This window comes from Microcystis sp. M49636_WE2, assembly GCF_030065375.1.
GTDB lineage: Bacteria > Cyanobacteriota > Cyanobacteriia > Cyanobacteriales > Microcystaceae > Microcystis > Microcystis aeruginosa_C.
In genome coordinates this window covers 1-1,336 of sequence record NZ_JASJFG010000246.1, presented here as the reverse complement: position 1 = coordinate 1,336, position 1,336 = coordinate 1, and the positions used below count along the sequence as shown (strand labels likewise).

1 protein-coding gene and 1 pseudogene are annotated in these 1,336 nt (G+C 46.1%); both read right to left on the bottom strand.

Translation table 11 applies throughout. From position 1 onward, the window contains the following. Nucleotides 1–175: 175 nt before the first annotated feature. A complete protein-coding gene (locus PX484_RS05905) occupies nucleotides 176–1,114 on the bottom strand; it encodes an SGNH/GDSL hydrolase family protein (protein WP_288103137.1) in 939 nt (312 codons plus the stop codon). A 66-nt stretch (nucleotides 1,115–1,180) separates the two neighbouring features. Further along, a pseudogene (locus PX484_RS05900) lies at nucleotides 1,181–1,336 on the bottom strand (RNA-guided endonuclease TnpB family protein); the annotation flags it as partial.

Here is a 1,336-nt window from a genome sequence, read left to right as displayed (position 1 = left end):
TAAGAATTTTAGACTTTTTTCCCATCAAAAAGTGCCAGACATTGGGGGGATCGGGGGGGAAATTTAGGCACTTTTTCCCTGAAAATTAGGTAATTGACCCTCTGAAAATGGGTAAAACCCTACACCCCACACCCCACACCCTGCCCCCACGAAAAAGTTTTTCAGCAGACCCTAATTAAAAGACCTTTTTGATTGCCTCGGTCAGTTTTTGACTAATTAACTCGTTACCGTCTCCACTGAGATGAATATTATCGCGATAGAGGGAATCAGGATTAGGATGAGCTTGAAAAATGGGCAGAAAATCTAGATAAAACATCTGCTGGTTGCTGGTGAAATCTGCTAGTCTTTGACGGGCCTTTAATTCATGATCTCGCTCCTGTTTTTTAACTTCGCGAATGAGGGGAGTAATAGCGATAATTAAACGGGCTTGATTAGCCTGAGCAAGGGCTTGAATTTGGGCAAGAGCGGTTAAATTATTGCCCACTCGATCGCCTCCTTCTTGCACCGGTGGTAGGGGAGGATAACGCTTAAAATATCGATCGTACAACTCGATTAAAGCTAAAGCTGGCCGGCGAGCGGGATAATTAATTTCTCGTCCCACCACCGCCGAACTAGGAGCTAAAGCGAACAGATCATCGGTGTTCATTAATAACACGATCACCTGGGATTCAAAGATGCCGAAACGTCGCAGATAGGCCGATTGATTGCGCGGTCCCCAAGAATTGGCCGAAGCATTGAGAACCTCCACTGAACCCGTCAGATTTTGGCCTAAATTTTTGGTGATTAAAGCAGCAATGGTCTCTTTTTGATCCGTCCACCAGGAGCCATTAGCGATCGAATCACCGATTAACATGATTCTCGTCGTCTCCGGAGGCCGTTGGGGTGTAATCGGCTCGCTCCGCATCGAATACTGATTAACGGCGATAAAATTGGAAAACCGGCGCGTTTGTTGATTAGGAGCCAAAAGATAGCCAATTTCGGCATCAGCTTCGTAAATAAGCGGATTACCGAACCCGAAGACAATTCTTAAAATAGCCTCAAGGAAAAGGCCAAGGGCGAAAAGAACGCCTAAAATGATTAAAGACAGCCGAATGATACCAATTTCTAATAACACGGATAGATGAGAGTTCGCTAATTTTTGACATCCTCACCGCCGTAAACGGACGGCGATTCCCAAACCTCACGATTTAGGTTTCTGCTTCTTTCCCTTGCGGGGTTCCGCACCTGCCGCCCCAGTTTTACTCTGTTCTGGTCTTATGGTCGCTCTACAGACTGACACCGCAAGCCCTGCGGCCAAAATGTTTTTACTGGCGTTAATATCTCGGTCATGGTGAGT